Below are 24,387 nucleotides of genomic sequence, written 5' to 3'. Positions count from 1 at the left end.
ATTGGTTACCTGCGGCGCTGAAAGACAAGTCCACTCCGGCTTCGGACGCATCCTGCCGTGTCTGGCGCAGACTGCGCTGCAATCTGGAGAGCAGATCTGCGCCGGCCGCTGCCTCGACCTGCCAGCGCAGATAGATCGCGCCTTCATCGCTGTTGTCCGGCAGCGCCTGACTGAAATGCATCGGCGAACGTTCGCGACGGCTGCGCGAGCGATCCTGAGCGAACGTGCGCAGGCCACGGTGGGCGCTGGTCTGGCCGCGAATCAGCCCGGCGTTGGCCAGCGGTTCACTGGCGCGCAAGAAAGGATTGGCGGCGGGCAGATGCCAATGATCGCTGAAGTTATCCACAACGCCGATTTCGCGAAGGATGTGCTCAAGTGCGGCAGCGCTGGATTCCGACAGGCCGAATGCTTGCTGCTCGAGATCGAGCCGTGCCACTTGCAACGCGCCGCTGACTTGCTGCTGGCGCTGAAGCAGGGCGGCGTATTCCTCGCGCAACGGCGTCCAGTCCTGACGGGCGAAGAAGCTCAGCCAATCCAGCAGCTGTTCGTGAATGGCATTCAGCTGCTCGCCGTCGGCATGGAATTGAAGATGCAGCAGCGCTTGGCCGGCGAACTGGTAAAGCGGCGTGGCTTTCAGGCTGTCAGCCAGATTCTGTTGATGCAGGTATGCGAGCAATCCACCAGGTTTTGCGCTATTCAACCAATGACAGAGAAAGGCCATCGCCTCGGCGGATGACTCGGACAACGCGTCGAAAGCAAATAACAGGTTCGCGTGAGCGCCGACCTGTTGGTAACTTTTCACTGCCAACGGTGGCGGTGCGGCCTGGGCAACTTTATCCCCAACCGGCAACACCGCTGCGAATTGCTGCGCCAGCTCCCGAAGCTCATCGATACTTTGCGATCCGACCAGACTGAGGGTCATTTGCCCGGTTCGATAAAAGCGCTGATGGAAGTCTTGCAGCGCCGACTGAAACCCTGGCGATTCGACCTGCAAGCTGCCCCGATTGCCCGCATGAAAACCGCGCAACGGATGCTCCGCTGGTAAACCTTCATACAAGGCAAACTGCTGTTGCGCTGTCGGATCCTGCGACCAGGCGACAAACTCCGCCTGCAGCACTTCCCGTTCACGCAGTTGATCGTCCAGATTCATCCGTGGCCGGGCGAGCATGTCTGACAGACGCTCGAGCCCCGCGCTGAAGGACGACACAGGCAACTCGAAGAAAAAGTCCGTGGTGCGCTCGCGGGTGCTGGCATTCACCTGCCCGCCGTGACGTTGCACGTAGGCCATCAGCCCTTCGTCTGTGGGAAAACGCTCGGTGCCGAGAAACAGCAAGTGCTCGAGAAAATGCGCCAGCCCCGGCCATGCCAGCGGCACGTCATGACTGCCGGCCGCCACGCGCAACGCCGCAGCGCTGCGCTTGAGACCGGGCACGTGGCGCAGGGTCACGCGCAGGCCGTTGGCCAGGGTTTCAGAGTGGGGGCGGGGATGAGTCGGCGCAGGCATGGGCACTTCCAGAACAGTGAAGTGCCCATGCTAGCGGATTAGCGGCGGTTGAGCGCGCCGTAAAGCTCCGGGCGGCGATCGCTGAGATAGCGATTGGCCTGGCGTGAGTCGTTCATCAATTGGCGGTCCAGTTCACCGACGATCAACGCTTCGTCCAGACCTGCCAGGGCGATGCGGCTGCCGTCCGGCGCGGCAATGCTGCTTTGCCCACAGTACTGAATATCGCCTTCATGGCCGCAGTAATTGGCGTAAGCCACGTAGCACTGATTTTCGAAGGCGCGGGCACGCACGGTGACATCGGCAACGAAATCGAACGGAATCATGTTGGCCGTCGGCACCACAATCAGCTCGGCGCCGGTCAAGGCCAGGCGCCGCGCGTTTTCCGGAAACTCCAGGTCGTAGCAGATCAGGAAGCCGAGCTTCCAGCCGTTCAATTCAACCACCGGCAAGTCGGAGTCACCGGGGCTGAACATCGACCGGTCGAGATCGCCAAACAGATGCGACTTTCGATAGTTGCACAGGCGCTCGCCGTGGGCGTCGATCAGTTGCACGGCGTTGTAGATCTGCCCGTCGGCGGTGCGCTCCGGATAACCGTAAACGATCGCCAGACCCGCAGCCTTGGCAATCCGGCCGATCTGCTGCGCCCATTCACCGTTGTAGACCTCGGCCAGCGTGCTCACCGCTTCGGCGCCGATGTTGTAGCCGGTCATGAACATTTCCGGCAGCACCAGCAGGTCGGCGCCCTTGGCCTCCATCGCTACCTGATGCAGGCGCTGCAGGTTGGCGGCGGGGTCCAGTGGCAGCGGTGGACATTGGTAAACGGCTACGCGCATCGGGGTATCCTCTTACTCGGGCAGGGCGATAGGGCCGATGTCTTTGAACACATCACCCGGGCCCGGGTTCTCTTTATGTGTCGAACCGCCGAAATGTTTCATGATGCCCCACACCGCGTTGAGCGAGGTCTGCACCGCGCCTTCGACCCACGCCGGGGTCCACGACACGTCGTCGCCGGCGATGAAAATCCCGCGCTGCTCGGCCGGCATATCGTCCTGCATGAAGTGCGCATACATGCGCTGGTTGTAGCGGTAATGGCCGGGCAGGGCGCCCTTGAAGGCACCGAGGAAGTACGGATCGGCTTCCCACGACACGGTGATCGGATCGCCGATGATCCGTGCGGCGATGTCGACTTTCGGGTAGATCTTTTTCAGCGCGTTCAATGCCAGTTCAACGCGTTTTTCTACCGGATGCGGGAGCATTTTCAGCGCGTCGCTCATCCACGAGTAAGACAGGCAGATCACTCCCGGCTTGTCGTCGCCGTTGTCGAACAGATAGGTGCCACGGGTCAGGCGATCGGTGAGGGTCATGCTCATCACATCGCGGCCGGTCTCCGGATCCTTGTCCTTCCAGAATGGTCGGTCGACCATCACGAAGGTTTTCGACGACTGCATGTAGCGCGTGCGGTCGAGGGCCATCCACATCTTCTGCGAGAACAGGGTTTCGTCGCATTCGATCTGAGTGGTCAGCAGCCAGCTCTGGCAGGTTGTCAGGACGGCGGCGTATTCGCGGGTGTCACCGTTGTTGTCGGTTACGGCGAAACGGCCTTGCGGTGCGTGGGCAATCTTCTTCACACCGGAACGCGGTGCGCCACGGTGCAGGGATTTCAGGCTGGTGCCGGCCGGCCAGTGCACGCAGCGCTCCGGCACATGGCGCCAAATGCCCTGTGGCACCTGCTCGACGCCACCGACCACCAGGTGCTGGTGATCGTCGCAATTGGTCATTACCACGCGGAAGATTTCCAGCATCGAATTGGGAAAGTCCGAATCCCAGCCGCCGGTGCCGAAACCGACCTGACCGAACACTTCGCGGTGCTGGAACGACAATTTGGCGAAGGCTTTCGAGGTGGCGACGAAGTCGTAAAAGGTCCGGTCGTCCCACAGCGGCACCAGCTTGTTCCACAACTCTTTCAGGCGCGGCACATCGCGATCACGGATGGCTTGCTGGATGTCGGAGAACTGCGAACCGGCTTCCAGCGCATCTGCCCAGGCGTCAGCCACTTCCTGAAACAATGCAGGAAGATCCTTCAGGCTTTCGGCGTAATAGGTTTCGCCCTCCAGATCGATCACGGTACTGCCAGACGCGCCGGTCAGCGGGTTGGGGAAGGGCTTGGTTTCGAGGCCGAGCTTGTCGACGTAGTGGTAGAACGCTGTGGAGGAGACCGGAAAGCGCATGCCACCGAGCTCGGCGACGATGGCATCGGTGCCGTTGAATGCCTGCGAGCGCAGACGACCACCGAGTTTCGACGCCTCGTACACCACCGGCTTCAAACCGAGTTTCATCAGTTCATACGCAGCCACCAGACCGGCAATACCCGCGCCGACAATCGCCACCTCAGCGCCATGGTGCTGCTCGGGAATGCTGCCCAGCCCGGCGGGATGCTCGATCCAGTCGTCAAACGCGAACGGAAAGTCCGGACCGAAAATGGTGACTGGTTTTTTTCCGTCTGCAGGATGGCGATTGTTCTTGTTCATGGCTGACCTTATTGGCGACCCGACGCAGGATTCGCGTCTGAGTATAGGAAAAGATGCCAGCCATTCTAGGGAGCGTGGAGCGCGTTAATAAGACGCAATGTGTCGTCGTTTTGCCTGATTGTTGTGCAGACTGACGATTGTGGGCTGCATACCGACCAAAAAATGGGAGCGAGCCCGCTCGCGAAGCGGCTCAGCCAGAATGCCCGGCCAATGCTCAGACCGGCTGCCCGCGATCAATCTTGCTGCTCAGAATGATCGAAGTCGTAGTTTTCTCCACCCCATCGACGCTGCCAATCTGATCCAGCAATTGATCCAACTGCTCCGGCGAATCGGTGCGCAACCACGCCACATAATCAAACTCGCCACTCACCGCACACAGCTGCTGTACCTGCGCCATCGCACTCAAACGTCGCAGCACGTCCTTGCCGGAACGCGGTTGCACCTTGATCCCGACGTAGGCCTGCAAGCCACCATCGACCACACGCTGACCCAAGCGCACGCCATAACCGGTGATTACCTTGGCCTTTTCCAGGCGGGCCAGACGCGACGTCACCGTCGTGCGAGCAATGCCTAGCTGACGGGCGAGCATGGCCACGCTTTCGCGGGCGTTGATTTGCAGCGCGGCGATTAGCTGGCGGTCGATTTCGTCGAGGATGGGTTGGCGGGTGTCTGGCAAGGGGGACTCCGGTGGCATGGGACAATCAGGTTAAGGATGGTACAGGGACAATCGCGTTGGGGCTTTCTGCGTTCTCTCAAACGGATTTTCCTGCGCAGTTCCAGAACGTTGCGCCCGCCAAGACGAAACCCAACCACTCGCCCACAAAAAAGCCGCGCATTCAGCGCGGCTTTTCAATTTGGTGGGCCCACACGGACTCGAACCGTGGACCAAAGGATTATGAGTCCTCTGCTCTAACCAACTGAGCTATAGGCCCTCAGTAGGCCGCGGATTATAGCGACGGTTTCGCGGCTGTGCTATCCGAAAAATCCGATACGGTTACATGCAGAAACGTCGCGGCGAATTCCTCCGGGGGCAGCGGCAGGCTGACGATGTAGCCCTGTATCTGTTCGCACCCTTCAGCAGCGAGGAATTGTTGTTGCGCCTGGGTTTCCACGCCTTCGGCAATCACGGTGAATTGCATGCTGCGACCGAGCGCGATGATGGCGCGTACGATCGCTGCGTCGTGGGGGTCGTCAGGCAGTCCGCGGACGAAGGATTGATCAATCTTGAGGATGTCCAGCGGCAGGCGTTTGAGGTAGCTGAGCGAGGAGTAGCCGGTGCCGAAGTCGTCGATCGCCAGTTGCACACCGAGGTGTTTGAGTTGGTGTAGCACTGCCAGCGCCTCTTCGGCCTGACTCATGATGAAATTCTCGGTAATTTCCAGTTGCAGTAAATCCGGCCTGAGGCGGTTGTCCTTGAGCAGTTGTTCGATGCGCACCAACAGGTTGGGCTGACGCAATTGCGCACCGGCGAGGTTTACCGAAAGCGGACCGAGCGGTTGGTAGATCTCGTTCCACTCGAACATCTGCCGGCAAGCGGTCTCCAGCACCCAGTCACCGATCTGCAGGATCATGCCGTTTTCTTCCGCGAGCGGAATGAAATGCTCGGGCGGCACGTCGCCGAAGGTCGGGTGACGCCAGCGAATCAGCGCCTCTGCACCGACCAGACTGTGATCGACCAGGCTGATTTTCGGTTGGTAATAAAGAAACAGCTCATCACGCTCGATGGCACGGCGCAGTTCGTGCTCCAGCGCTATGCGCTCGCTGGCCTGGGCGGTGAGGTCGCGGGTGTAGCTTTCGACGCGGTTACGCCCCTTGGCTTTGGAGCGGTACATCGCCGCGTCGGCGTTTTTCACCAGCGTGGCCACGTCGCAACCGTCGCGGGGATAGAGGCTGGTGCCGATGCTGGCGCTGATAAAGAACTCGTGTTCGCCGGCCTGGAACGGCGCACCGAAGCAGTTGAGCAGTTTCGTCGCGATGTTGTCGGCGTCGCTGGCTTGCTGCAAGCCTGGCAACAGGATGATGAATTCATCACCGCCCAATCGCGCGACCGTGTCGATATCGCGCAGTTGTTCTTTCAAGCGCACGGCGATGCCCTTGAGCAACAGGTCGCCGACCGGGTGGCCGAGGCTGTCGTTGATGTGTTTGAAACGGTCGAGATCGAGAAACAGCACCGCGCCCTGGCCGCCATTTTCCTGCTGGCTGGTCAGGGCCATTTGCAGGCGGCTCTCGAACAAGGTGCGGTTGGGCAAACCGGTGAGCGGGTCGTGGTGGGCCTGATAATCGAGTTTGGCCTGGGCGTGCTTGAGGCTGGAAATATCGGCGAACACCGCGACGAAGTGAGTGATGAACTTGTCGCGATTGCGCACCGCGCTGATGGTCAGCCAGCTCGGGTACAGCTCGCCGTTCTTGCGCCGGTTGGAAATCTCGCCTTGCCAGTGTCCCTCGTCGGTCAATTGATGCCACATCGCTGCGTAGAAAGCGCTGTCATGCAGCCCTGAGGCCAGCAAGCGTGGCGTGTGGCCCAGCGCTTCACTTTCGCTGTAACCGGTGATTTCGGTGAAGGCACGATTGACGGCGCTGATGTGTTGTTGAGTATCGGTGATCAATACGCCCTCGGCGGTGCTCTCGAAAACGGTCGCGGCCTGCTGCAGTTTTTCCTGCATGAGATGGCGTTCGGTGATGTCGCGGGCGATGGTCAGCATGCAATCCTCGTCGCCAATCGGCAGCGGGCGACTGGACACTTCGCACAGGCGAATCTGCCCGTCGCTGCGACGGATGTGGCATGTGAAGTCGCGGACGAAACCGTCGCGTTGCAGCAGGTCGAGCATCTGTTTGCGTTCGTTGAGGTTGACCCAGATACCCAGATCCAGCGTCGAACGATCCACTGACATGGCGCTGTTGAAACCGGTGATGCGGCTGAAACCTTCGTTGACCTCCAGCAGCAGGCCGTCGCTCTGGCGCGACAGCAACAGGCCGTCGGGCGACGCATGGAAAGCCTTGGCGAATTTCTCTTCAGAGGTTTGCAGTTGCTGTTGGGTTTCCTTGAGCTGGCTGATGTCGCGCACCACGACCACCAGCGCCGGCGTGGTATCGAGGTCGAAGGGTTCGGCGGAAATCAGCCCGGTGAAGACTTGGCCGTTGTTGCGGCGAAAGGGCATTTCCAGATTACGGATGCTGCCGGCCTGCAAACGCTGCAAGAGGCCCGGCCCGACCCCGGGAATGCCCCAGATATTGAGATTGGTGGCGGTCTGCCCGATCACCTCCTCGGCCCTGAGGCCGATCTGCTCTTCGAAGGCCTCGTTGACCTCCAGCAGGCAGCCGTCGGACAGGCGTGCAATCACGAGAATGTCCGGGCATTGCTCGAACACTGACGCGAACTTCTGCTCGGACAGCCGCAGCGCTTCTTCGGTGCGTTTGATTTCGCTGATATCGATCATCAACCCGCGCATCACCGGTTCGTGGCCATGCTCGATCAGGCTGACAATGTCGCGCACCCACAGGCAGCGGCCGTCAGCGGTGATCACGCGATAATCGACGATGTGATCGCGGCCCTGGCGCAGCGCTTCCCTGCAATAGTTCTGCGTGCGGGTCAGGTCGGCCGGATGAATGATGTTGTGCCAGAAACCCGGAATCAGCCAGTGAGACTGTGGATACCCGAGCAAGTCTTCAGCATGGGGCGAAACATAGCTGTAGGTGAAGTCGCTCATCCGCGCTTCCCAGGCGATGGCCGACAAGCTCTCTACCAGGCCACGGTAGTGATATTCGCTACTGCGCAATTCCTGTTCGAGGTCGATGCGCCGGCTGATTTCCGAACTCAGGCGGCGGTTGATGCGAATCACCACGGCGAGGATCGTCATCAGCAGCAACAGACCGGGCAGACCGTACATCAGCAGGTCCGACCAGAACGTGCGGTGGTCGAGCACATTGCCGACCCAATGTTCCTGGATGCTGCTGATTTCCGCCGGCGTCATGTCGGCGAGGACTTTATCAAGTATCCCGACCAGCACCTTGTTGTCGCGGGGCACGGCCATCGCCAATTGATAGCGATATGGGGTTTCACCGCTGACGTAGAGGCCGTCGAGCTTGAGTTGGCGCAGGCTCCACACGCTGGAAGCGAGATCGCCGACCACCGCGTCCACTTCATCGGTCGCCAAAGCTTGCAGCGCCGAGCTGACATTGGGCATGGCGACCAGATTCAGATCGGGGTGGTGAGTACGCAGCAGTTCGTGGGGGGCGTAGTTTTCCACCACGGCGATTTTCAGACCGTACAGGTCGTCGAGTTTGCGCGGCTGGGCGCCGCCGACATGGGCAAGGATGACGATCGGGAAGTCGAGGTACGGCCGGGTAAATGCCAGGTAATTCTGGCGCTCCGGCGTGGACATGATTCCCGGCAGCAAATCGATCTTGCCTTTTTTCACCTGCTCCAGCACCACCGTCCAGCTTGCCGGTTCGATCGGCGTCAGCTTGATCGCCAGACGTTGGCGAATCACGTCGATATAGTCAGCGGCCAGACCCTGATAGCGGTTCTGATCGTCACGAAATTCGAAAGGCGGCCACGACGCGTCGACACCCAGGCGCAAGTCAGGGTGAGCCGCCAGCCAGCTGCGTTCTTCATCGGTGAGAGTCAGCGCGTCAGCCGTGGCGGTGCAGATCATCAATGACAGCAGAAAAAGCACGGGCGCCAGTCTGGGCATAACGCTCTCGTCACGGCTTGGGGATGATTGTTTCGAGTGTAGACGGGGTACGCGGCGGGGAGGGCGGAGCGGGGAATTTAATCTGCCATAAAACAAAACCCCCGGCCTGGGCCGGGGGTTCTGGTATCACTCGTCGAGGAAGGAGCGCAGATGCTCGCTTCGCGTCGGATGGCGCAGCTTGCGCAGCGCCTTGGCTTCGATCTGACGGATCCGCTCACGCGTTACGTCAAACTGTTTGCCAACTTCTTCGAGCGTATGGTCGGTGTTCATGTCGATACCGAAACGCATGCGCAGTACCTTGGCTTCACGGGCAGTGAGGCCGGACAGCACTTCGCGAGTCGCTTCCTTCAGACTTTCCACCGTGGCGACATCGATTGGCGACTGCATGGTCGAGTCTTCGATGAAGTCGCCCAGATGGGAGTCTTCGTCATCACCGATCGGGGTTTCCATGGAGATCGGCTCTTTGGCGATCTTCAGTACCTTGCGGATCTTGTCCTCAGGCATTTCCATGCGTTCGCCCAGCTCTTCCGGAGTCGGTTCGCGACCCATTTCCTGCAACATCTGCCGGGAAATACGGTTGAGCTTGTTGATCGTCTCGATCATGTGCACCGGAATACGGATGGTGCGCGCCTGGTCGGCGATCGAGCGAGTGATCGCCTGACGGATCCACCAGGTGGCATAAGTCGAGAACTTGTAACCGCGACGGTATTCGAACTTGTCCACCGCTTTCATCAGGCCGATGTTGCCTTCCTGGATCAGATCGAGGAATTGCAGGCCGCGGTTGGTGTACTTCTTGGCGATCGAGATCACCAGACGCAGGTTGGCTTCAACCATCTCTTTCTTCGCGCGGCGGGCCTTGGCCTCACCGATCGACATGCGACGGTTGATGTCCTTGATTTCTGCGATGGTCAGGCCGGTCTCGGTTTCCAGCGCAATCAGCTTCTGCTGGCAACGGATGATGTCCGGCTGCACGCGACCGATGGCTTCGGCGTACTTGCTCTTGCCTTTGGCCAGGGCGTCGGACCAGCTTTCGTCGACTTCGTTGCCCGGGAACTGACGCAGGAAATCGGCGCGTGGCATACGTGCATCACGTACGCAGAGCTGCATGATCGCGCGCTCTTGCTGACGCAGACGATCCAAAGCACTGCGTACACGCTCGACCAGGGCTTCGAATTGCTTCGGCACCAGTTTGATCGGCATGAACAACTCGGCCAGGGCCAGCAACTCGGCAACCGCTGCCTTGTTGTGACGACCGTGCTTTTTCAGGGCCTTGCGGGTGATCTCCATCTGGTCCGCCACGGCGCCGAAGCGCTGTGCCGCGATGACCGGATCCGGACCGCTTTCGGCTTCTTCTTCGTCGTCGGAAGACTCGGCATCATCGTCGTCGGTGTCGTCGTCGGCCTTGACGGCTTTCGGGTCAACCGGCGGCGGCACTTCTGCCGCAGGCGGCGCGATGCCGTCGTCCGGGTCGATATAACCGCTCAGGACGTCGGACAGGCGACCACCTTCGGTGGTGACGCGGGTGTACTCGGAGAGAATGTGGTCAACCGTGCCGGGGAAGTGCGCAATCGCGCTCATCACTTCACGAATGCCTTCTTCGATCCGCTTGGCGATTTCGATTTCGCCTTCACGGGTCAGAAGCTCGACCGTACCCATTTCACGCATGTACATGCGCACCGGGTCAGTGGTGCGACCGATATCGGTCTCCACTGCCGCCAACGCAGCGGCTGCTTCTTCCGCAGCGGCCTCGTCGGTATCGGCGTCGGCCAACATAAGGGCGTCCGCATCCGGAGCACTCTCGTGTACGGGGATCCCCATGTCGTTAATCATGCGGATGATGTCTTCCACCTGCTCCGGATCTGAAATATCCTCGGGCAGGTGGTCGTTGACCTCGGCGTAAGTCAGATACTTCTGCTCACGACCCAGTTTGATCAACTCAATAATACGAGACTGCTGTTGCGCTTTTCCGGACATAACACCCTATCCACTGAAGGTCTTGGCGGGCAAAAAACAAGCCGAGGATTATACCTGAGCTATGACCTCACGCGCCAGTTGAGGTCGGGTTTGATGCGGAAACATTGCGACTTAAAAGGTCGCGCAGTTGATTTTTCTCTTCGACGCTCAGTTCGCTTTGCCGCGCTTTCCTGAGTAACTGTTCGAGATTTCGCTCGCGTTGGCGGGCGGACAAGCTAGTAATGGTGTCGAAAAACTGTTGTTCAAGGTTATCTCCGTCAATCAGCCATTCCTTTTCTGCCAGCGCCTTGAGCAAGCGGCCCTGTTCAGTGCCGTGCCATCGCGCGATCAACTGAAATGAGTTTAGCTTGGGATTCTTCTGTACGGCTTCGAGCAGCGCCACAAGCAACTGGGCGTTGGTCTGATTTTCATCGGCAATATGCCCGGCGTCCTCGACGCGCTTGGCCAGTTGCGGATGATGGAGCAATGTTCTCAATGCCGTCAGGGTTGGCGATTCAACGCCAATCGGCGTGCGCGGGCGCTGCTGTTCGCGATCGCCACCACGCTTGCCGTTCTTGTCCCACGGTTTCTTTTCCCACTTCTTGCCGCCGGCGCCGGGTTTCTTCGGCGTCCATTCCTGCTGCGGCGCGTACATGTCCTGTGCCTGCGGCTGATGGTAGTCGCTGTAGTCCGGCATGGCGTCATAATCGAAGCCCGGATCGTAGGCGGGCGGTGCTTCCTGCGGCGCATTCTGAACCAATTGGCTGACGGTCTCGCTGCTCAGGCCGGTAATCTCGGTCAGGCGCTGACGCATGAGGATGCGCAGGTTCGCTCCCGGCACCTTGTCGATCAATGGCGCGGCGAGGGTGGCCATGTGCGCCTTGCCCTCAAGTGAGCGCGGGTCGGCTTCTTCGGTCAGTTGCTGGAAAAAATAATCGGCCAGCGGCTGCGCGTGCTGATTGATGCGCGCCTTGAAAGCATCGGTGCCTTCGGCGCGAACCAGGGTGTCCGGGTCTTCGCCTTCGGGCAAAAACAGGAACCGCGCGCGACGACCGTCCTGCAAGCACGGCAGGGTCGCTTCCAGTGCACGCCAGGCTGCGTTGCGGCCGGCCTGGTCGCCGTCGAAGCAGAACAATACGTTCGGGACGACGCGGAACAAGCGCTTGAGGTGTTCTTCGCTGGTCGCGGTACCCAGCGTGGCGACGGCATTGCGCAAGCCTTGCTGGGCGAGGGCGATGACGTCCATGTAACCCTCGACGACGATGATTTCGTCGAGGTTGCGATTGTTCTTGCGCGCTTCATAGAGGCCGTAGAGTTCCTGGCCTTTATGGAATACCGGGGTTTCCGGTGAGTTCAGGTACTTGGGCTTGTCGTCGCCCAGTACGCGACCGCCGAAGGCGATGATCCGCCCACGGGTGTCGCGGATCGGGAACATCACGCGATCGCGGAAGCGATCATAGCGCTTGCCGGTTTCGGCGTTCTCGATCAGCAGGCCGGCTTCGATCATGGCCTTCTGTTGCAGGGTGTCGCTGCTCAGATGCTTGAGCAGGTTGTCCCAGCCTGGCGGCGCAAAGCCGAGGCCGAAATCCCGAGCGATCTCGCCGGTCAGGCCGCGGCCCTTGAGGTAATCCACCGCAGCCTTGCGCGACGGATGGCTCTTGAGTGCCTGCCGGTAAAAATCAGCGGCGGCGGTGAGCAGTGGATACAGCGGCGAATCGGTCGGCTGACGCGGCTTACGCTCGCGGCCGCTTTCTTCGCGGGGGATTTCCATGCCGGCGGCTTTGGCCAGATCTTCGACGGCCTGGGGGAAGTCCAGGTTGTCGTGATCCATGAGAAAGCCGAGGGCGTTGCCGCCAGCGCCGCAGCCGAAACAGTAATAGAACTGTTTGTCGGGACTGACGCTGAACGACGGGGTTTTCTCTTTATGGAACGGGCAGCAGGCGGTGTAGTTCTTGCCGGCCTTCTTCAATTGCACGCGCGAGCTGACCACGTCGACAATGTCGGTGCGGTTCAGCAGGTCGTCAATGAAGCTCTGGGGAATCAGCCCGGCCATGGCGTTCTCGTCGTCTGCGCTGCAATAAATCCGTTGCGACAGGCCGTCGGACGCGGGCCATTGCTGAAAACGCACAAAAAGTGCGGCTCGACCGGTGTCGTCTGCGTGATCGCTGTCGGGAAGTGTATCTGCCGAAAATCCACTGACGTTAGTACCTATCAGTCTTCGACTATGTGAAAGTGTTGCGCTGAATCCGCTGACGGCCGATTGTCGACCTCGGATAGCTCAATAAAGCGGGCACGCATGCAGGTGCCTTGGGCTGATCGTCGTAAGAGGAATCAGTGGGTGTGCTCGTCAGTAGCCTTGAAAGGCTCGTCAGAAAAGACGTGCACCGCTGGCAAAAGAGCCAGGCCTGACGCGGTGAAGCAGATTTGTCTCGGTCGCATCGGCGGCGTCGACGGTGAAGCATCAAGCGTTTTACGCAAATGCCATTAGCCCGGCTGAGGGCCGGGCTTAGGCAAGAAGCTTGCTACGAACGTCTGTGGATTAGTACAGACGAACGGCGCGGCGCTGTTCGCGCTGAACTTTCTTGGCGTGACGCTTAACAGCGGCTGCTGCTTTGCGCTTACGCTCAGAAGTTGGCTTCTCGTAAAATTCGCGGCTACGAACTTCAGCCAGTACACCGGCTTTTTCGCAGGAGCGCTTGAAACGACGCAGAGCTACGTCGAAGGGTTCGTTCTCTTTTACTTTGACGGCTGGCATCCAGAGCTACCTTCATTCATTACCGGGGTCAACATCCTCGCGGCAAAAGAGCACTTGAAGACGTCGGTTTTTAAGGGTTGCGGATGTTAACCCCTCATCGCTCGGAATGCAAAGCCTCTGATCGAAAACCGCTGGTCGGGGCATCAAGTGGCGACTATTATGCGCGCCTTCGAATTCAGCCTAAACAAGGCGCAAACCCATGCTAGTACTGGGATTAGAAACCTCCTGCGACGAAACCGGCGTCGCATTGTATGACAGTGAACGCGGTCTGCTGGCCGATGCGCTGTTCAGTCAGATCGACCTGCACCGCGTCTATGGCGGTGTGGTGCCGGAGCTGGCCTCGCGTGACCACGTCAAACGCATGCTGCCCTTGATCCGTCAGGTGTTGGCCGAGGCCGACTGTGTGCCGACCGAGATCGACGCAATCGCCTACACCGCAGGTCCTGGCTTGGTCGGCGCGCTGCTGGTCGGTGCGTCCTGCGCGCAGGCGCTGGCGTTTGCCTGGGGTATTCCGGCGCTTGGCGTGCACCATATGGAAGGCCACTTGCTGGCACCGATGCTGGAGCCGAAACCGCCGCAATTCCCGTTCGTCGCTTTGTTGGTTTCCGGTGGTCATACACAGCTGGTTCAGGTCGATGGCATTGGCCAGTACAGCCTGCTCGGCGAGACGCTCGACGATGCGGCCGGTGAAGCCTTCGACAAAACCGCAAAGATGATGGGCCTCAATTACCCCGGCGGGCCGGAAATCGCCAAGCTGGCCGAGAAGGGGGTCGCAGGACGTTTCACTTTTCCGCGTCCGATGTGTGATCGCCCAGGTCTGGACTTCAGCTTCAGCGGCTTGAAAACCTTCGCCCTCAACACGTGGCAGCAATGCGTCAGCGCCGGGGACGACGGCGAGCAAGCCCGTTGCGACATCGCGCTGGCATTCCAGCAGGCCGTGGTGGAGACTTTGACCATCAAGTGCAAGCGCGCCCTGAAACAGGCAGGCATGAAGCGGCTGGTGATTGCCGGCGGCGTCAGCGCCAACAAGGCGTTGCGGGTTTCGCTGGAAAAGATGCTCGGCGATATGAAGGGCGATGTGTTCTATGCGCGCCCGGAGTTCTGCACCGACAATGGCGCGATGATCGCGTTTGCCGGTTGCCAGCGCCTGAAGGCTGGTCAGCAGGAAAGTCTGGCAATCACCGTGCAGGCACGCTGGCCAATGGAGCAGTTGTCGGCGCTGTAATGAGCGACGCTCATGAACGGCAGTCAGAAATGCCGTTCGCGCCCGGCAAACAGGTCGCGTAGATTGCCGCGATGGCGCCAGACAATCAGCAAGGTCAGCGCGCTCATTGGCAGCAAGGCTTCCGGCTCCTGCCAGGCCAGCAATGGCAGGGTCAGTGGCGTGGCAATCAGCGCCGCCAGCGAGCTGGTGCGGGTCAGGTAGAACGTCAGCAGCCAGGCGCACACCGCCAGCAGCGCGGCGGGTGGATACAGGCCGAGCAGCATGCCGGCGGCAGTGGCAACGCCTTTGCCGCCGCGAAAGCGAAAGTACAAAGGGAACAGGTGACCGATCACGGCGCACACGCCAATCCAGGCCTGATCCTGCAGTGAGAGGCCCGCGCTCGAGCCGATCAGCACCGGCAGCAGGCCTTTGCACAGATCACCGAGCAGGGTCAGGATCGCCAGTTTGCGACCGGCCAGGCGCAGCATGTTGGTGGCGCCGGCATTACCCGAGCCACTCATTCGCGGATCCGGATTTCCGGTCAGGCGGCTGAGCAAAATGGCGAAGGACAGCGAGCCGAGCAGGTAGGCGAGAATCGCCAGTAACCAAAACATGCTAACTATTCCGGGCGAGGACGCCCTGATTCTAACGGCGCATCGCGCCCTTGTCGTGCAGCGGAGAGAAGTGCTTGGACAGAGTGTTTATCGAGGGCCTGGAAGTCGACACCGTGATCGGTGCCTACGACTGGGAGCGTGGCATCCGTCAGTGCCTGCGTCTTGATCTGAGCTTCGCCTGGGACAATCGCCCGGCTGCCGCCGGTGACGACCTGACTCTGGCGCTCGATTACGCCAGTGTTTCCACGCGCATTCAGGCCTTTGCCGAGCAGGCGCAGTTCCAACTGGTCGAAACCTTTGCCGAGCGTCTGGTTGAAGTGCTCATGGCCGAATTCAAGATCACCTGGGTGCGACTGAAACTGACCAAACCGGGCGCGGTGCCGGCGGCCAAGGGCGGTGTGGGTGTGGAGATCGAGCGCGGATGTCGCTGACTCAGGTCTATCTCGGGCTCGGTAGCAATATCGAGCGCGAAACCCATTTGCGCGCCGGTCTCGATGCGCTGGCCACGTTCCTGGTGGATATCCGTTGTTCGGCGGTGTTCGAGAGCCAGCCGGTGGGCATCAAGAGCGGGCCGTTCTTCAATTTCGTGGTCTCGGCCTACACCGATCTGCCGTTGATGGAGCTTGATCGCCGCTTGAAATTCATCGAGGCGGATAACGGTCGCTATGCCCCGGATCGCAAGGGCTTGCCGCTGGATATCGACGTGCTGCTGTATGGCGATCTGGTGGGTAATTTTGATGGATTGATGCTGCCGCGTGCGGAAATCCTGAAAAACGCATTTGTGCTGTGGCCGTTGTCGTTGATTGCGCCGGATCGGGTGCATCCGGGGGTGGGCAAGAGCTTTGCGACGTTGTGGGCTGAGGCGCAAATTGATCAGGTGTTGGCGCCGGTGGAGTTCGAGTGGCGGGGGGAGCAATTAACCCCTCCAGATTTGCGTTGATCTGACTTACGTTTTCGCGAGCAGGCTCGCTCCCACATGGGATCGAGGTCTCCTGTGGGAGCGAGCCTGGGCGCGAAGTTTTTTCATCAGGCTGTCGCCGCCTCTTTGTAGGCTTTCAACGCCTTCAGTCGTTCCCGCTTCAGCGCTTCGCCCAGTTCAGGCCCCTTGAATCCCTGCTCCAGCAACGGCTGCACGGCCACTTCTCGTGCAGCTTTCGCCGCTCCGCGCAAATAATCCGCCTGTGGATAACTGCGCTGCTCCAGGCCCTTGCGGCCACGGGCATCCATCTCGCACGCGGCGATAAACTCTTCGAATCGCTGCGGCCGGCGATAAATATCGAAACTCTGCAGCAACTCCAGCAGCGTCGAGGCTTTCAGCTCCAGCGCCCGGTGCCCATGGGTGTGGTATTGCCCGACCAGCAGCGCCAGTTCCTGACAGTCTTTGGGGGCTTTGAAGCGCTCGTTGACCGCTTTGATCAGCTTCAGCCCGGTGTGCTCATGGGCGATATGCCTGGGCCATTCTTCTTCCGGCGTCAGGCCTTTGCCCAAGTCGTGCAGCAGGCAGGCCCAGCGCACTGTCAGTGGTTGTTTGTGCAGGGATGATTGCTCCAGCACGCTCAGGGTGTGCAGGCCCGTGTCGATTTCCGGGTGATGGGTCTCTGGCTGCGGCACGCCGAACAAGGCGTCGACTTCCGGCATTAGCTCTTTGAGTGCGCCACAGTCGCGCAAGACCTGGATGAACACCTGTGGACGGTCTTCCATCAGTGCGCGGGAAATCTCTTTCCAACTGCGCTCAGCGGTCAGCGCCTGCAATTCGCCGGACTCACTGAGCTGGCGCATCAAACCCATGGTCTCGTCGGCGACCGTGAAGCCCAGTCCTGCGTAACGCGCAGCAAAACGGGCAACGCGCAGCACTCGCAACGGATCTTCGGCGAACGCCGGGGAAACATGGCGAAGGATTCGTGCTTCGAGGTCGCGTTGACCATGATACGGATCGGTCAGGTTGAGCTGATCGTCCTCGGCCATGGCATTGATCGTCAGGTCGCGTCGAATCAGGTCTTCTTCGAGCGTGACTTCGGGACTCGCGTAGAAAGTGAAACCGCCGTAACCGCGACCGCTTTTGCGCTCCGTGCGGGCGAGAGCATATTCCTCACCGGTTTTCGGGTGCAGAAACACCGGGAAATCCGCGCCAACCGGGCGAAACCCCTGGGCGAGCATTTCTTCAGTGGTCGCGCCGACCACGACCCGGTCGACATCAGTGACCGGCAACCCTAAAAGGCGATCACGTACCGCGCCGCCAACCTTGTAAACCTGCATAAAAAACCTCCGTCAGTCCGACAGGATAACCCTTGCGTCAGACTTTCGGAGGCCAGAACCGGATCAAAGATGAATCACGGCCAGATCGAGCCGGCCGTAATCGCCCTCGCTGTGTTCACTGCGCGGCGGCACGTGATGGGTTTTCATGATCTGGTCGCCTTGCAGGGTTTCCAGATGAATGTCGAAGCCCCAGAGCCGGTGCAGGTGCTTGAGCACTTCCTCGGTGGAGTCGCCCAATGGTTTGCGATCGTGTTGCTGATGGCGCAGGGTCAGCGAGCGATCGCCGCGCCGATCAATGCTGTAGATCTGCACGTTCGGCTCACGATTGCCGAGGTTGTACTGCGCGGCAAGGGTTTCACGGATGATCCGGTAGCCGCCCTCGTCATGGATGGCCGGCACCAGCAGGTCGTCTTTCTGGTCGTCATCGAGAATGCTGAACAGCTTCAGATCGCGGATCACCTTGGGGGACAGGTACTGCAGGATGAAGCTCTCGTCCTTGAAACTGCTCATGGCGAACTTGATGGTCGACAGCCAGTCGGAACCGGCGATGTCCGGGAACCAGCGGCGATCCTCTTCGGTAGGCTCTTCGCACATGCGCCGAATGTCGCGGTACATGGCGAAACCCAACGCATAGGGGTTGATGCCGCTGTAGTACGGACTGTCGAAACCCGGTTGGAACACCACGCTGGTGTGCGAGGTGAGGAATTCCATCATGAAGCCGTCGGTGACCAGGCCTTCGTCATACAGATCATTCATCAGCGTGTAATGCCAGAACGTTGCCCAGCCTTCGTTCATGACTTGGGTCTGGCGCTGCGGATAGAAATACTGGGCGATCTTGCGCACGATGCGCACGATTTCGCGTTGCCAGGGTTCCAGCAGTGGCGCGTGTTTCTCGATGAAATAGAGGATGTTTTCCTGCGGTTCGGCCGGGAAGCGGGCGTTGTCCTTGTCGCTGTATTTGTCCGCGCCTTTGGGAATGGTGCGCCACAGATCATTGATCTGCTTCTGCATGTGCTCTTCACGGTCCTTTTGCCGCCGGCGCTCTTCTTCGGCGGAGATCGGATACGGACGCTTGTAGCGGTCGACGCCGTAATTCATCAAGGCATGGCAGGAATCGAGCAGATCTTCCACGGCGTCGATGCCGTGGCGTTCCTCGCACTGCATGATGTACTGCTTGGCGAACACCAGGTAATCAATGATCGAACTGGCATCAGTCCAGGTGCGGAACAGGTAGTTGCCCTTGAAGAAGCTGTTGTGGCCATAGCAGGCATGGGCCACCACCAGCGCCTGCATGCAGATGGTGTTTTCTTCCATCAGATAGGCGATGCACGGGTCGGAGTTGATTACGATCTCGTAGGCCAGGCCCATCTGCCCGCGACTGTAGGATTTCTCTGTGCTGAGGAAGTGTTTGCCGTAGGACCAGTGGTGATAGCCCAGCGGCATGCCCACCGAGGCATAGGCGTCCATCATCTGCTCGGCGGTGATCACTTCGATCTGGTTGGGATAGGTGTCCAGTGCATAACGGGCCGCGATCCGGGCGATTTCGCGGTCGTAGGTCTGGATCAGCTCGAATGTCCATTCGGAGCCGGTGGAAATGGGTTGGCGTTTCTGCTCTTTGGCGGTCATGTCACTAACCTGCGCTGGAAGAGTTCACGGAAGACCGGATAGATATCTCCGGCCGAGACAAGTTGCTGCTGGGCAAACGTGTCAGAGAAGGCTTCGGCGATGCGTTCGTACTCGTACCACAGGGCCTGATGTTCGCGCGGGGTGATCTCCACGTAAGTGTAGTACTGCACAAACGGCATGATCTGATTGATCAGGATGTCGCGGCAGATCGGCGAATCGTCGTTCCAGTTGTCGCCGTCGGAGGCCTGAGCGGCGTAGATGTTCCACTCATTGCTCGGATAGCGCTCGGCCATGATCTCCTGCATCAGCTTCAGGGCGCTGGAAACAATGGTGCCGCCGGTCTCACGAGAATAGAAAAACTCCTCTTCGTCCACTTCCCGGGCGCTGGTGTGGTGACGGATGAACACCACGTCGATCTTGTCGTAGTTACGCTTGAGGAAAAGGTACAGCAGGATGAAGAAGCGCTTGGCGATGTCCTTGGTCGCCTGCGTCATCGAACCGGAAACGTCCATCAGGCAAAACATCACTGCTTTGGAACTGGGATTGGGTTGCTTGACCAACAGGTTGTATTTCAAGTCGAAGGTATCTAGGAACGGCACGCGATGGATGCGTGCGCTGAGTTTTTCAATTTCAGCCTCGAGTTCCTGGATATCGCCGAAGTTGTCCGGTTCTTCGCGCTTGAGCCGTGCCAGCTCTTCCTTGGCTTCGCGCAATTTCGCGCGGCTGCTGCCAGACAGGGCAATACGACGCGCATGCGCTGAGCGCAGGGTGCGGATGATGTTGATCCGCGACGGATTGCCCTCGTTGCTGATCCCGGCGCGTACGGTTTTGAATGTGTCGGTGCCGGTCAGGTTGCGTTTGACCAGGTTCGGCAGTTCCAGGTCTTCGAACATGAATTCGAGAAACTCTTCCTGCGTGATCTGGAAGACGAACTCGTCCATGCCTTCGCCGGAATTCCCCGCCTTGCCCGGACCGCGTCCACCGCCGCCTCCCGGTGGACGAGCGATATGTTCACCGGCCGTGAACTCTTTGTTACCGGGATGCACGACGGTCTGCTTGCCGCCGCGTCCATGATGAAGCACCGGCTCGTCGATATCGCGGCCGGGAATGCTGATCTGCTCGCCATGCTCCATATCGGTAATGGAGCGGCGACTGACTGCCTCTTCGACAGCCTTCTTGATGTGATCACGGTAGCGCCGCAGAAAACGCTGGCGGTTCACCGTGCTCTTGTTCTTGCCATTGAGGCGTCGGTCGATCACATAGCTCATAAGGCCCCTCCGGGGAGCTTCAAGTTTTGAGCTGCAAGCTGCAAGTAGAAGCGAATGCCCGTGTTTTCGGGTTCACGCGCTTTGTTCTTGCAGCTTGTGGCTTATAGCTTGCAGCTGCCTCACTGCGACTTGCGGACCCGCAGGTACCATTCGGACAGCAGGCGTACCTGTTTATCGGTGTAGCCACGTTCAACCATTCGCGTAACGAAGTCGTTGTGTTTCTGCTGATCCTCCTTGCTGGCCTTGGCGTTGAAGCTGATGACGGGCAGCAGGTCTTCGGTGTTGGAGAACATTTTCTTCTCGATGACCACCCGCAGTTTTTCGTAGCTGAGCCAGGTCGGGTTCTTGCCGTTGTTGTTGGCCCGGGCGCGCAGGACGAAGTTGACGATTTCGTTGCGGAAATCCTTCGGATTGCTGATCCCGGCCGGTTTCTCGATTTTCTCCAGTTCTTCGTTCAGCGCCACGCGGTTGAGAATCTCGCCGGTTTCCGGGTCGCGATACTCCTGATCCTGAATCCAGAAATCCGCATACAGCACGTAGCGGTCGAAGATGTTCTGGCCGTATTCGCTGTAGGACTCCAGATAAGCGGTCTGGATTTCCTTGCCGATGAATTCGATGTAGCGCGGCGCCAGGTATTCCTTCAGATAGCGCAGGTAGCGTTCGCGGGTTTCGGCCTGGAACTGTTCCTGTTCGATCTGCTGCTCCAGCACATAGAGCAGGTGCACCGGGTTGGCGGCGATTTCATGTGGATCGAAGTTGAACACCTTGGAGAGGATCTTGAAGGCGAAGCGGGTCGACAGGCCGTTCATGCCTTCGTCGACACCGGCCGAATCGCGATACTCCTGAATCGACTTGGCCTTCGGATCGGTGTCCTTGAGGTTTTCACCGTCGTAGACGCGCATCTTCGAGTAGATGTTGGAGTTTTCCGGCTCCTTGAGGCGTGACAGCACGGTGAATTGCGCAAGCATTTTCAAGGTGTCCGGTGCGCAGTGCGCCTTGGACAAGGAACTGTTGAACAGGAGTTTGTCGTAGATCTTCACTTCATCGCTGACGCGCAGGCAGTACGGCACTTTGACGATGTAGATCCGGTCGATGAACGCCTCGTTGTTCTTGTTGTTGCGGAAGGTGTGCCACTCCGACTCGTTGGAGTGAGCCAGCAAGATCCCGGTGAACGGAATCGCGCCGAGGCCTTCGGTACTGTTGTAGTTACCTTCCTGAGTAGCGGTCAGTAATGGGTGCAGCACCTTGATCGGCGCCTTGAACATTTCGACGAATTCCATCAAGCCCTGGTTGGCTCGGCACAGCGCACCGGAGTAGCTGTAGGCGTCAGCGTCGTTCTGCGGGAATTCTTCGAGTTTGCGGATATCGACCTTGCCGACCAGCGCCGAGATGTCCTGGTTGTTCTCGTCACCGGGTTCGGTCTTGGCCACGGCAATCTGATTTAGGATCGACGGATACAGCTTGACCACGCGGAACTGACTGATGTCGCCGCCGAATTCGGCCAGGCGTTTGGTCGCCCAAGGCGACATGATGGTGTTCAGGTAGCGTCGTGGAATGCCGAAATCTTCCTCAAGGATCGCGCCATCTTCAGTGGCGTTGAACAGACCCAGAGGTGATTCGAAGACCGGCGAGCCTTTGATGGCGTAGAAAGGTACCTTCTCCATCAGCTGTTTCAGCTTCTCGGCCAGGGACGATTTACCGCCACCGACGGGGCCGAGCAGATAAAGAATCTGTTTCTTCTCTTCCAGGCCTTGGGCAGCGTGGCGGAAATACGAGACGATCTGGTCGATGCATTCTTCCATCCCGTGGAAGTCTTCAAAGGCCGGATAGCGGCGGATCACCTTGTTGGAGAAGATGCGCGACAGCCTCGAATTGGTCGAAGTGTCGAGCAGTTCCGGTTCGCCGATCGCCATCAACAGACGCTCGGCGGCGGAAACGTAGGCGCTGCGATCGTTTTTGCACAGCTCCAGGTACTCCTGCAGAGAGAGTTCTTCCTGGCGTGTGGATTCGAAGCGTTGTTGGAAGTGGCTAAAGATACTCATGACGTCACCTCGCTCGATACGTGGAGCCGACGCCGGATCACTCAGTCGATGCTGGCAGCAGTCGCTGTGGCAGCTGCTGTTTACCCCCCAGAACTCTCCCACGGTCGACAAACCGCGAAAGCTACTCCCGATGACCCGCGCGCCGGTGTACCGGCTCTCCCCTGTTTTGGATGGCCTGCGCTTAAGGATAGTTGGGAATTCGAGAGGTAAAGGCGAGATACGTAATTAGTTGTGGCAGACCGTTCGTCTGCCGCGCGCAGGCCCACGGCAGCCGGGGCCTGCACCGCGCAAAAAAATTATTCGTCGGTGCCTTGCGCGGTTTCCGAAGGATAGGTCGTACGCCATAGCTCGAAACCGCCATCCATGCTGTAGACGTCGGAGAAGCCCTGGCCGACCAGATAGGCGGCTGCGCCTTGGCTGGAATTGCCGTGGTAGCACACCACGACGGTCGGTGCATCGAGGTCGGCGCCTTGAATGAAAGCGTGCAGGGAATGGTTGTCGAGATGTTTGGAGCCGCTGATATGCAGCGCGGCAAAGGTCGCCGGATCGCGTACGTCGACTACGACTGCGCCCTGTTCACGCAGGGCCTGCGCCTGTTCCGGGGGGATTCGTTTGAATTCGGTCATGACAAAGTACCTGTTGCTCTACTGAAGGCGCAGTCTAACGCGAGGCGTTGACGGGCGAATCGTTGGGGGTGAGTGGGGCGACTGATGGCGCAAGCCCGCCGTGCTCGTCGCATTTGCATGACAGGCGTTCGCCGCTGTCGACGTTCATCAGCGTCAGGCTGCCGCCCCATACGCATCCGGTGTCCAGCGCGGAAATGCCCGGCTCGTGGATATTGCCCTCAAGCGCGGCCCAGTGACCGAAGATGATGCGCAGGCCTTTGGTCTTGCGCTCCTTGTGCTGAAACCACGGCCTGTAGCCGGGTGGGGCGCTGTCGAGGCCTTCCTTGCTTTTGAGGTCGAGCTTGCCCTCGGCGGTGCAAAAGCGCATGCGCGTGAAGTAATTGGTGATCACCCGCAGGCGATCAATGCCTTTGAGGTCGTTGTCCCATTTTGCCGGCTCGTTGCCGTACATGCCGTCAAGGTAGGCGGGGAACACGTTGTCGTCACGCAGGGCGGTCTCGACTTCGGCGGCGCACTTCAACGCACGGCGCAGCGACCATTGCGGCGGGATGCCAGCATGGACCATCGCAACATCGCGTGTTTCGTCGTAATGCATCAGCTTCTGCTGGCGCAGCCATTCCATCAATTGCGGGCCGTCGGGGGCCTCGATGATTTCGCGCAAGGTGTCGCTTTTCTTCAAGCGCTCGATCTTTTTCGCGGCGGCCAGCAGATGCAAATCGTGATTGCCGAGGACACAGACCAGCGACTCGCGCATCTCGTAGAGAAAGCGCAGGGTTTCCAGCGACTGCGGGCCGCGGTTGACCAGATCGCCGACCAGCCATAGCCGATCCAGCACCGGGTCGAAGGCAACTTGCTTGAGCAGGCACTTGAGCGGTTCGAGGCAGCCTTGCAGGTCACCGACGGCGTAAGTCGTCATCAGTGCAGGGCTCCGGGTACGGCGAGGCGAAACGGTTTGATGGTCGCATCGAAACGTTTGCCGTCGTCGGCGAGCATCTGATAGGAGCCTTGCATGGTGCCGACCTTGGTGGTCATCACCGTGCCGCTGGTATACGTGTGGCTCTTGCCTGCATCGATCAACGGTTGCTGGCCGACGACGCCTTCACCGCGCACGTGTTCGACATGGCCGTCACCGTCGGTAATCACCCAGTGCCGGGACAGAAGCTTGGCCGCAATCTCGCCGTTGTTCTGTACGGTGATGGTGTAGGCGAAGGCGAAACGGTCGTGTTCGGGTTGCGATTGGTCTGCCAGATAATGGGTGACGACGCTGACATCGACCTGATAACGGGAATCGGACATGCAAGAGGGCCTTAACGAAGC

Annotated in this window: 19 protein-coding genes and 1 tRNA gene; 3 read left to right on the top strand and 17 right to left on the bottom strand. The window is 59.5% G+C overall.

What is annotated here, in order from left to right; translation table 11 throughout:
* The 9 genes from pqqF to rpsU all read right to left on the bottom strand — a co-directional run.
* On the bottom strand, positions 1 to 1,504 hold a 1,504-nt coding region (gene pqqF, locus D8U82_RS09745), incomplete at its 3' end, for a pyrroloquinoline quinone biosynthesis protein PqqF (RefSeq protein ID WP_130902123.1).
* 38 nt (positions 1,505 to 1,542) lie between these two features.
* Positions 1,543 to 2,337, bottom strand: a complete 795-nt coding sequence (locus D8U82_RS09740) for a carbon-nitrogen hydrolase family protein (RefSeq protein WP_071173821.1) — start codon at positions 2,335 to 2,337, stop codon at positions 1,543 to 1,545.
* Between the two features lie 12 nt (positions 2,338 to 2,349).
* A complete protein-coding gene (locus tag D8U82_RS09735) occupies positions 2,350 to 4,032 on the bottom strand; it encodes an NAD(P)/FAD-dependent oxidoreductase (RefSeq protein ID WP_016772878.1) in 1,683 nt (560 codons plus the stop codon).
* Positions 4,033 to 4,246: 214 nt separating this feature from the next.
* Positions 4,247 to 4,708, bottom strand: coding sequence for an Lrp/AsnC family transcriptional regulator (locus D8U82_RS09730; protein ID WP_016772879.1), 462 nt, complete (start codon positions 4,706 to 4,708; stop codon positions 4,247 to 4,249).
* Positions 4,709 to 4,887: 179 nt separating this feature from the next.
* Positions 4,888 to 4,964: transfer RNA gene (locus D8U82_RS09725), tRNA-Ile, on the bottom strand.
* A gap of 15 nt (positions 4,965 to 4,979) precedes the next feature.
* Complete coding sequence (locus D8U82_RS09720; protein WP_130902122.1) at positions 4,980 to 8,726, bottom strand: bifunctional diguanylate cyclase/phosphodiesterase; 3,747 nt, start codon at positions 8,724 to 8,726, stop codon at positions 4,980 to 4,982.
* A gap of 126 nt (positions 8,727 to 8,852) precedes the next feature.
* Positions 8,853 to 10,700 carry an RNA polymerase sigma factor RpoD gene (rpoD, locus tag D8U82_RS09715; protein WP_024014550.1) on the bottom strand — a complete coding sequence of 616 codons (1,848 nt, stop codon included), beginning with the start codon at positions 10,698 to 10,700 and terminating at the stop codon, positions 8,853 to 8,855.
* A 67-nt stretch (positions 10,701 to 10,767) separates the two neighbouring features.
* The gene (gene dnaG, locus D8U82_RS09710; RefSeq protein ID WP_130902124.1) at positions 10,768 to 12,732 is read right to left on the bottom strand and encodes a DNA primase; all 1,965 of its coding nucleotides are present in this window, start codon (positions 12,730 to 12,732) and stop codon (positions 10,768 to 10,770) included.
* Positions 12,733 to 13,218: 486 nt separating this feature from the next.
* On the bottom strand, positions 13,219 to 13,434 hold the full coding sequence (gene rpsU, locus D8U82_RS09705) for a 30S ribosomal protein S21 (protein ID WP_002551877.1): 216 nt from the start codon (positions 13,432 to 13,434) through the stop codon (positions 13,219 to 13,221).
* A gap of 199 nt (positions 13,435 to 13,633) precedes the next feature.
* Between rpsU and tsaD the strand changes: the two genes are divergently transcribed.
* Entirely contained in the window at positions 13,634 to 14,659 is a 1,026-nt protein-coding gene (tsaD, locus tag D8U82_RS09700; RefSeq protein ID WP_016772883.1) for a tRNA (adenosine(37)-N6)-threonylcarbamoyltransferase complex transferase subunit TsaD, read from the top strand.
* Positions 14,660 to 14,682: 23 nt separating this feature from the next.
* Here tsaD and plsY read toward each other — a convergent pair whose 3' ends face one another.
* A complete protein-coding gene (plsY, locus tag D8U82_RS09695) occupies positions 14,683 to 15,252 on the bottom strand; it encodes a glycerol-3-phosphate 1-O-acyltransferase PlsY (RefSeq protein WP_125925519.1) in 570 nt (189 codons plus the stop codon).
* A gap of 74 nt (positions 15,253 to 15,326) precedes the next feature.
* Between plsY and folB the strand changes: the two genes are divergently transcribed.
* Positions 15,327 to 15,683 carry a dihydroneopterin aldolase gene (gene folB / locus D8U82_RS09690; protein WP_016772885.1) on the top strand — a complete coding sequence of 119 codons (357 nt, stop codon included), beginning with the start codon at positions 15,327 to 15,329 and terminating at the stop codon, positions 15,681 to 15,683.
* Entirely contained in the window at positions 15,674 to 16,192 is a 519-nt protein-coding gene (gene folK / locus D8U82_RS09685) for a 2-amino-4-hydroxy-6-hydroxymethyldihydropteridine diphosphokinase (RefSeq protein ID WP_130902121.1), read from the top strand. Before folB ends, folK begins: the two co-directional genes overlap by 10 nt.
* An 86-nt stretch (positions 16,193 to 16,278) precedes the next feature.
* Here the strand turns inward: folK and D8U82_RS09680 are convergent, their stop codons facing one another.
* From D8U82_RS09680 to apaG, 7 genes are all read right to left on the bottom strand, one after another.
* Positions 16,279 to 17,508, bottom strand: coding sequence for a multifunctional CCA addition/repair protein (locus D8U82_RS09680; protein WP_016772888.1), 1,230 nt, complete (start codon positions 17,506 to 17,508; stop codon positions 16,279 to 16,281).
* 63 nt (positions 17,509 to 17,571) lie between these two features.
* Entirely contained in the window at positions 17,572 to 19,134 is a 1,563-nt protein-coding gene (locus D8U82_RS09675) for a SpoVR family protein (protein ID WP_024014545.1), read from the bottom strand.
* Positions 19,131 to 20,402, bottom strand: a complete 1,272-nt coding sequence (locus D8U82_RS09670; protein ID WP_039757709.1) for a YeaH/YhbH family protein — start codon at positions 20,400 to 20,402, stop codon at positions 19,131 to 19,133. The genes D8U82_RS09675 and D8U82_RS09670 overlap by 4 nt, the downstream gene beginning before the upstream one ends.
* Positions 20,403 to 20,521: 119 nt before the next feature.
* The gene (locus D8U82_RS09665) at positions 20,522 to 22,444 is read right to left on the bottom strand and encodes a PrkA family serine protein kinase (protein ID WP_016772892.1); all 1,923 of its coding nucleotides are present in this window, start codon (positions 22,442 to 22,444) and stop codon (positions 20,522 to 20,524) included.
* 296 nt (positions 22,445 to 22,740) lie between these two features.
* Positions 22,741 to 23,070 (bottom strand): thiosulfate sulfurtransferase GlpE, encoded by a 330-nt coding sequence (gene glpE / locus D8U82_RS09660; RefSeq protein WP_056786663.1) that lies wholly within the window; start codon positions 23,068 to 23,070, stop codon positions 22,741 to 22,743.
* 34 nt (positions 23,071 to 23,104) lie between these two features.
* Positions 23,105 to 23,986: a symmetrical bis(5'-nucleosyl)-tetraphosphatase gene (locus D8U82_RS09655; protein ID WP_130902120.1), complete on the bottom strand. Its 882-nt coding sequence runs from the start codon at positions 23,984 to 23,986 to the stop codon at positions 23,105 to 23,107.
* On the bottom strand, positions 23,986 to 24,366 hold the full coding sequence (apaG, locus tag D8U82_RS09650; RefSeq protein ID WP_016772895.1) for a Co2+/Mg2+ efflux protein ApaG: 381 nt from the start codon (positions 24,364 to 24,366) through the stop codon (positions 23,986 to 23,988). The genes D8U82_RS09655 and apaG overlap by 1 nt, the downstream gene beginning before the upstream one ends.
* Between the last annotated feature and the right edge of the window lie 21 nt (positions 24,367 to 24,387).

Source organism: Pseudomonas sp. Sample_23 (assembly GCF_004307595.1).
Taxonomy (GTDB): Bacteria; Pseudomonadota; Gammaproteobacteria; order Pseudomonadales; family Pseudomonadaceae; genus Aquipseudomonas; species Aquipseudomonas atacamensis.
The sequence above is the reverse complement of the archived record's forward strand: the minus strand, read 5'-3'. Positions and strand labels throughout refer to the sequence as shown.

Bases quoted from the DNA above. Each gene is read 5' to 3' on its own strand.
- folK (WP_130902121.1), top strand. From the start codon at position 15,674: ATGTCGCTGACTCAGGTCTATCTCGGGCTCGGTAGCAATATCGAGCGC.
- D8U82_RS09680 (WP_016772888.1), bottom strand. From the start codon at position 17,508: ATGCAGGTTTACAAGGTTGGCGGCGCGGTACGTGATCGCCTTTTAGGG.
- tsaD (WP_016772883.1), top strand. From the start codon at position 13,634: ATGCTAGTACTGGGATTAGAAACCTCCTGCGACGAAACCGGCGTCGCA.
- rpoD (WP_024014550.1), bottom strand. From the start codon at position 10,700: ATGTCCGGAAAAGCGCAACAGCAGTCTCGTATTATTGAGTTGATCAAA.
- D8U82_RS09670 (WP_039757709.1), bottom strand. From the start codon at position 20,402: ATGAGCTATGTGATCGACCGACGCCTCAATGGCAAGAACAAGAGCACG.
- plsY (WP_125925519.1), bottom strand. From the start codon at position 15,252: ATGTTTTGGTTACTGGCGATTCTCGCCTACCTGCTCGGCTCGCTGTCC.
- D8U82_RS09665 (WP_016772892.1), bottom strand. From the start codon at position 22,444: ATGAGTATCTTTAGCCACTTCCAACAACGCTTCGAATCCACACGCCAG.
- dnaG (WP_130902124.1), bottom strand. From the start codon at position 12,732: ATGGCCGGGCTGATTCCCCAGAGCTTCATTGACGACCTGCTGAACCGC.
- glpE (WP_056786663.1), bottom strand. From the start codon at position 23,070: ATGACCGAATTCAAACGAATCCCCCCGGAACAGGCGCAGGCCCTGCGT.
- D8U82_RS09740 (WP_071173821.1), bottom strand. From the start codon at position 2,337: ATGCGCGTAGCCGTTTACCAATGTCCACCGCTGCCACTGGACCCCGCC.
- D8U82_RS09720 (WP_130902122.1), bottom strand. From the start codon at position 8,726: ATGCCCAGACTGGCGCCCGTGCTTTTTCTGCTGTCATTGATGATCTGC.
- rpsU (WP_002551877.1), bottom strand. From the start codon at position 13,434: ATGCCAGCCGTCAAAGTAAAAGAGAACGAACCCTTCGACGTAGCTCTG.
- D8U82_RS09735 (WP_016772878.1), bottom strand. From the start codon at position 4,032: ATGAACAAGAACAATCGCCATCCTGCAGACGGAAAAAAACCAGTCACC.
- D8U82_RS09655 (WP_130902120.1), bottom strand. From the start codon at position 23,986: ATGACGACTTACGCCGTCGGTGACCTGCAAGGCTGCCTCGAACCGCTC.
- D8U82_RS09675 (WP_024014545.1), bottom strand. From the start codon at position 19,134: ATGACCGCCAAAGAGCAGAAACGCCAACCCATTTCCACCGGCTCCGAA.
- apaG (WP_016772895.1), bottom strand. From the start codon at position 24,366: ATGTCCGATTCCCGTTATCAGGTCGATGTCAGCGTCGTCACCCATTAT.